This window comes from Sulfitobacter sp. HI0027 (genome assembly GCF_001634775.1).
Taxonomy (GTDB): Bacteria; Pseudomonadota; Alphaproteobacteria; order Rhodobacterales; family Rhodobacteraceae; genus Sulfitobacter.
This window is the reverse complement of record NZ_LWER01000317.1, coordinates 25,344-31,745: the sequence shown is the minus strand read 5'-3', so window position 1 is coordinate 31,745 and position 6,402 is coordinate 25,344. Positions and strand designations below refer to the sequence as shown.

6 protein-coding genes and 2 pseudogenes are annotated in these 6,402 nt (G+C 55.4%); 4 read left to right on the top strand and 4 right to left on the bottom strand.

Features of this window, described 5'->3' with window-relative positions; translation table 11 throughout:
- Window positions 1-414, top strand: a 414-nt coding sequence (locus tag A3722_RS15990) for a transposase (RefSeq protein ID WP_201722052.1), incomplete at its 5' end; no start/stop codon positions are given.
- An 80-nt stretch (window positions 415-494) separates the two neighbouring features.
- Here the strand turns inward: A3722_RS15990 and A3722_RS15985 are convergent.
- From A3722_RS15985 to A3722_RS15975, 3 genes are all read right to left on the bottom strand, one after another.
- On the bottom strand, window positions 495-1,748 hold the full coding sequence (locus A3722_RS15985) for a hypothetical protein (RefSeq protein ID WP_236627450.1): 1,254 nt from the start codon (window positions 1,746-1,748) through the stop codon (window positions 495-497).
- Between the two features lie 214 nt (window positions 1,749-1,962).
- Window positions 1,963-2,178, bottom strand: coding sequence for a WGR domain-containing protein (locus tag A3722_RS15980; RefSeq protein WP_067622616.1), 216 nt, complete (start codon window positions 2,176-2,178; stop codon window positions 1,963-1,965).
- A gap of 4 nt (window positions 2,179-2,182) precedes the next feature.
- Window positions 2,183-2,788 (bottom strand): tyrosine-type recombinase/integrase, encoded by a 606-nt coding sequence (locus A3722_RS15975; protein ID WP_067622619.1) that lies wholly within the window; start codon window positions 2,786-2,788, stop codon window positions 2,183-2,185.
- A 305-nt stretch (window positions 2,789-3,093) separates the two neighbouring features.
- Here A3722_RS15975 and A3722_RS15970 point away from each other — a divergent pair.
- Window positions 3,094-3,939: pseudogene (locus tag A3722_RS15970) on the top strand (transposase); the annotation flags it as partial.
- Window positions 3,940-4,101: 162 nt separating this feature from the next.
- On the opposite strand, the gene A3722_RS15965 reads toward A3722_RS15970, so the two are convergent.
- Window positions 4,102-5,007 carry a TRAP transporter substrate-binding protein gene (locus tag A3722_RS15965; RefSeq protein ID WP_161487630.1) on the bottom strand — a complete coding sequence of 302 codons (906 nt, stop codon included), beginning with the start codon at window positions 5,005-5,007 and terminating at the stop codon, window positions 4,102-4,104.
- 590 nt (window positions 5,008-5,597) lie between these two features.
- On the opposite strand from A3722_RS15965, the gene A3722_RS25340 reads away from it, so the two are divergent.
- A complete protein-coding gene (locus tag A3722_RS25340; RefSeq protein WP_443068593.1) occupies window positions 5,598-5,960 on the top strand; it encodes a helix-turn-helix domain-containing protein in 363 nt (120 codons plus the stop codon).
- Window positions 5,878-6,357 (top strand): annotated as a pseudogene (locus A3722_RS25335) (IS630 family transposase); the annotation flags it as partial. The gene A3722_RS25340 and the pseudogene A3722_RS25335, both read left to right, overlap by 83 nt.
- Window positions 6,358-6,402: the final 45 nt, after the last annotated feature.

Genomic DNA, 6,402 nt, shown 5'->3' with positions numbered 1-6,402 from the left:
AGCTACAAGGACCGCAAGGCCGTGGCGACAGCCCTGAAGGCAGTCTACACCGCCTTAGACGTCGAAGCAGCGGAGGCTGCACTGGCCGAGTTCGAGGAGAGCGATCTGGCCAAGCGCTATCCGGCCATTGCACCGAGCTGGCGCCGAGCCTGGAACGAGGTGATCCCGTTTCTCGACTACCCGCCCGAAGTGCGCCGATTGATTTACACAACGAATGCCATAGAAGCCTTGAACTCAAAAATCCGGCGTGCGGTGCGAACCCGAGGCCACTTCCCGAGCGATGAGGCGGCAGCAAAGTTGATCTACTTGGCGCTCAATGCTACTTCAGTCGAGTGGAAGCGATCTGTGCGTGAATGGCACCGCGTTAAAAGCCAACTCGCCATCATGTTCGAAGAACGCTTTCCCATGGCGTAACTAAAGGCGTCAGGGCACAAAATTACGCACACTCCCCCGGACGTAGGCGACATTGATGTCGCTTTGTGGAGCGTCCGCTTTTACTCGACCGGTGTTCCAAATACCGCGATTGCAACGCCTAACAGTGCCACACCGCCAAAGAGGGTTGCTTTCGCAAGGTGATTGCCTCGCCATGCACGGATAGCCGCGATGCCGGCCTGTAGAGCATAATAAAGCGCAAAAGCCCGCGAGGCATAGCTGATTATCTCGAAGATATTTGCGGTCCATGTCAGCAAGACCCCAATGCCAACCAGTAGCGCATACGCCACACGCTCCTTAATCGCACCTTTGGAAACCTCGGTAATCAGGCCACCCGACCCGCTGGTGTCCGCAATTGCTGCGCTGAATTGGGCGCTGAGCGCAGCGACAACCAGCAATAGCGGCAAAATCGGTGCGACAATCTGCATCAAATCAATAATCGCCGTCTCGTCTAAAGACAGAGGATCACTTTCGAACGCATAGGTCAGAAGCACAATGTAGATGCAGTAAATGACTGTAGATATCCACTGTGCCAACTGCATCGACTGGATACGCATTCGCGCATCGTAGGTCGATCCAAGGTAGCGTGACGTTTCGAAACCTTGAACAGTTACGATCAAACCCGCCATCAGTGTAAGGCTCGCCCATCCGGTGACCCGCGGCGCATCGAACTGCAATGCACCTCGGCCTGTGGCCTCGCCAAAATGCACCATGAGGCCGAGCAAAAGACCCGCGATGATCATCAGTTTCAGACACACTGAAACCTGCTCCATGCGTTCAAGCGCTGAAAAGCCTCGGGTCAATCCTGTGAAGAGAATCAATGTGAAGACCGCCGTGGTCAGTAACTTCGCGTGAAACTGGTCGTCAAGCTCCGTCAGGCTCACTCCAAATGCACCAAACAGGTTGAGGTAGTAGGCAACAGACACAATGAACGCGAACGCAAGCACGATGGACGCCATGGTTTCAAGTCCGTCGGTCAATCGTGATGCGGCAGGTCTCGTTTCAATGTCGGCAATATTAAACCGGATCGCGCTTCCAAATAGATAGGCCACCATACACAGGCCAACCATGACCAGAGGTGCATACCCCCCGTAACTAACATCAAGGATTGGCCCAAGAACCAGAAAACCGCTACCGATAATCGAAGCCAAAGGCGTTATTGTCGCGCGCCAGACAATAGAATTGGCAACACGGGGCCAAATCAATATCGCCCCAGCGAGCGTGACTGTTGCGAGGATGGCAGCGTTCAGCATGGGCCGACAAAAGCAGATAGGATGGAGCGGAGCAACAGCAGTAATGTCCTGAAAAGTGGACATTCATGCATCATGCAGCATCAGTGGATAAGGGCTCGAACCGGGATTTCGCCGCACGGTCACGAACGACCGCTACCGGACAGAAACCCCTTGCCACAACCTGTGTGCCTAAAACGATCCATATTATCCCCCTGCCCTGCTCCATGTGAGATCAAAGGCTTAGCAGCGCCAGAACCCCAGGACGAAACCTCCTCGGTTTTGGCAGGTTTCTGACCGACTACTCGTAGCCGCGCTTCGCCTTCGCCATGTGCAACTTAAAACGAGCATCTTTGGCGTCCGCTTCACTGGTAAACCAGTCCGTACGGACTTGACCGCCGCGCCCTATCCGGCCCCACTCGCGAACAAGTCCCCAGTCTCCAAAGAGACCGGGCGTGATATCCATCCGGTAGAACCGGCGTTCGTTCTTTGAGTTGTCGATCCGTGTCAGAACCATGCCGCTACCCCCACATTCTGGCAGCGATGTCTTGTTCTTCTTTACCTACGGCATCGGCATAGATCGCAGTTGTGCTGAGTTGCGCGTGTCCCATCCACTTTTGCAGCATGTGCAGCGGAATGCCGTTCACCGTGGCGTTTATCCCGAACCCATGGCGCAAGCCCTTCGGGCTGCGGTGTGGCGCGTCCGGTATCCCGGCCTCAATCATAATGCCTTTTACAATTTGCCAGACGCGGACGCGGCTGAGTGGCCAGATCGGTGTCGCCGACTGCTTGCGCGTTTTCTGAGCTTCCCTGATGCCATGGGCGGTGTTAAGGGTGTCCAAGTAGTCCGGCGGCACCGGGACGGTCCAATAGACGATCTTCGAGCTGCCAGACGTATCCTTGCGCTTCTTGAGACTGCGGATGGTTATCGTCCCACCCGACAGGTCCACGCGGGCCGGGGTGATCTCGAGCAGTTCTGATGGACGGCAGCCTGTAAAAAGAAGCGTTTCACAAAGTGTCCGGTCGCGGGCGGGCTTTCGCCGCGCTACGGCCAGAAAGGCGGCGCGCTCTTCGGCGTTGAGATAGAGCCGGTTTCCGGCGGTGTCATGGAGACGCATTTCACTCATATTTAACAGGTTACGGGAATTCTGTTAAACGGCGAAGCCATTTTCGGCCCCCTACCCTACCGTGTCACGAGTTTAGCATGCGCCAGTCTTAACACTATTGCCAATACTGTTAACTGAACCCTGAAGTTCCGCTTTCTGTAAGGTCTGGCGGGTAGGGCTTTCCGCCGCTTGCTGCGAGTACATGATCCTTGGCTTCGCCCGCCTACGCAGCATCTGGTAAGGAGGGCGAATTTTGTTGAAAAACGATTGCTTGATCGGATGCTCCTTCGCTGATTCAATTACTTTATTGATTGGGGGATCGAGCGATGATGGGACCGAAGCAAGAAGCTCAGGCTGCGTTGTTTTACGAATTCTCTCTGGAAGACCATGTCCCGCAAGATCACCTGTTGCGGTCGATTGATCGGTTCGTTGATTTGAGCGACATTAGACAGTATTTGGCCGAGTTCTACAGCCACACGGGCGGCCCTTCGATTGATCCTGAGCTGCTGATCCGGATGCTTTTGGTAGGCTATTGCTTTGGCATCAGGTCAGAGCGCCGATTGTGCGAAGAGGTCCATTTGAACTTGGCGTATCGCTGGTTCTGCCGCCTCGATCTGTCTGATCCTATCCCAAACCATTCGACGTTCTCCAAGAACCGGCACGGGCGCTTTCGGGAAAGCAAACTTCTGCGCCACCTGTTCGAGAAGACCGTTGCACGGTGTATCGCTGATGGCTTGGTGAGCGGGCAACGCCTTGCGGCAGATGCCAGCCTGATTGAGGCTGATGCGAACAAACAGAACTCTACACCGAAGGAAGATTGGGACCGCAGTGCCATCGATCCAAAAGATGCGCCGCGTGCGGTTAAGGAATATCTCAACGTCTTGGATGACGCGGCTTTTGGTGCAGCATCTGAGGTTGAACCCAAGTTTACGTCCCATTCTGATCCCGCCAGCCAGTGGACCGCAGCCCGGAAAGGCCCCGCGTTCTTCAGCTATTCTACCAATTATCTGATTGATACCGACCACAGCGTCATCGTGGACGTTGAGGGAACGCGGTCAATCCGGCAGGCAGAGGTCGGGTCAGTGCGCACCATGTTGGATCGCATCAAAGACCGGCACGACATTGATCCAGAAAGACTGATCGCAGACACTGCTTATGGATCAGGGCCAGTTGAAGGCGTAGCGCATCACAATATTGATGCACAGAAGCGCGAACATGGCGAATAGGCAAAAGCTGCCTATCCCCACTTCCAAAGATTTAAGCAGGCGGGTCATTATCACATCTCCACCCACCTATCCCGCGATAGCGGGGTAGGTGGAATTATCTCGGACTGTTTACTCGACCGCTTGAATCTGGTCGTAGAGCTCCTGAAACTCCGGGTATTTAGCCATCACTAGCGGCACGCGATCCACGAACGGCTGCTTGTCCACTTCAACTACCTGCATGCCGTGCTCATTGACGAGTGCATCCAACAGCTCTGCCTCGCCATCGATAACGATGCTGTCCACATATGCCGCAGCTTCCGTAAAGACTTCGCGGAACATGCCCTGATCTTCATCCGAAAGACCACTCCACGCGCGCTGCGACATAGTCAGACCCGAGCTGGCAAGCATGTGCCCGGTCAGAACAAGATAGTCCTGCACCTCGAAAAGCTTCATGGCGCTTATTTGGGTGAAGGGGTTTTCCTGACCATCTACCACACCGTTTGACAGCGCGAGATAGACATCGGCGACGGGCAAGGGAGTGCCAGTTGCACCAAGCACAGTGGCCGCTTCGGGATAGGGCGCAAAGTTAACGACGCGTAACTTGAGTTTGTCGAAATCTTCCAGCGTTGTCGCAGGGGCATCGCCGGTAGTGATATGACGGAAACCGAAGGTATAAAGACTTAACTGTTCAACATCGCAGGCTTCGCTGATATCGCCCAGCAGTGAAGTATAGACTTCACTCGCCTTGAACGCACGCCAGTGATCATAATCTCGGAATGTGTAGGGCGACAACATCACGCCCGAAGAGGGCAGGCAGTCGATGGCCGTGTCCAGTGGCGCCATGTCAAGCGTTCCCAGCTGAACTGCGGTAATGGCATCACGGTAGCTGGCAAAGGTGCCCGACGGAAAGACCTGCAACGCAAATCGACCATCAGACTTCTCCCGTAGAAGTTCATCGGCTTTCATCACTCCCAGATGTACCGGATGGTCAGTACTAAAGACGTGAGCCAGCTTGAACGTCTTGTCCTGCGCCATGGCACTACCAGCGGCGGATATGGCAGCGACTGTCATCGCTATAGCTATAGAATTTACTCTCAAAATCTTTCCTCCCAGATTGCGTAGCCTTTCCTGCTCGTAATCTTACGGAAAGAAAGGTTCCCTCTTTCTCGCCGATTAATGCAGATCAGGCAAACCGCATTGAGGTATATTAAGAATTTGATTTACTTATGCATTTATCAGTTCGATCCCGGTTGAAGAAAGCGGAGTTGCAAATACGCAGGAGACATTGTTCCGCGATAACCGCGCGATTATACTGCTAACTTACGTGGCTGCAGCACGTGGGAAGGGCAAACATTGTCGCCTTCGGCCTGAAGCTGACCCCGCTGCTGCATCTTGGGCTAACAGATGCTAGTGTTTGCCACCTGACGTAAGATTCCCAACGGTTGCAGGGTGTGTCATAGCTTGGGCATGAGACGCTCCGACATCTGCCTTTACCTTAGCCCCGCCGATTGAGCTGAGCTTGAAGCTCTGCAGAACAACCGCAACACATCGCGCAAGCTCGCTTGGCGGTGTGGGATCGTGCTGGCGACGGCCATGGCACCTTCGAGATCATGCGGCGGACGAACATGTCGAAACCCACAGTCTGGCGATGGCAGCAGCGGTATCTCGATGAGGGCGTGGCCGGTCTCAAGCGCGACAAGACACGGCCCTCGCGGGTGCCGCCTCTGCCCATGGAAACAAGGCTGAAGGTGATCGCCAAGACGGTGCAGGAAACCCCAGCCAATGCCACCCACTGGAGCCGTGCACTGATGGCCGACGCCATGGGAATCTCGCAGTCGAGCGTCAGGCGGATATGGGCCGAGGCCGGTCTCAAACCGCACCTCACGAAGGGGTTCAAGGTCTCGAATGATCCGATGTTCGAAGAGAAGGTCACAGAGATCGTCGGGCTTTACCTCGACACACCGGGGCGTGATGCTCTGCGTCGATGAGAAATCCCAGGTCCAGGGCGCTGGATCGCGTCCAGCCCGGACTGTCGCTCAAGAAGCCCGTGCCGCGACCGTAACGCACGATTACAAACGCCACGGAACGACTGCGCTGTTCGCGGCGCTGGACGTGAAATCAGGCACGGTCATCGGCGATTGCATGCCGCGCCACCGCGCGAAGGAGTTCCTGAAATTCCTGCGACAGATCGCCAAGACTGTCCCCACGCGGCGCGATGTGCATCTGGTGCTCGACAATTACGCCACCCACAAGACGCCCAAGGTGAAGGCCTGGCTGGACAAGCATTCGCGCTTCAAGCTCCACTTCACGCCCACCAGCGCGTCTTGGCTGAACATCGTCGAACGGTTCGTCGCCGAGATCACGTCAAGGCGCATCCGGCGCGGTAGCTATACCAGCGTCGATGATCTTGAGGCCGCAATCTACGACTAT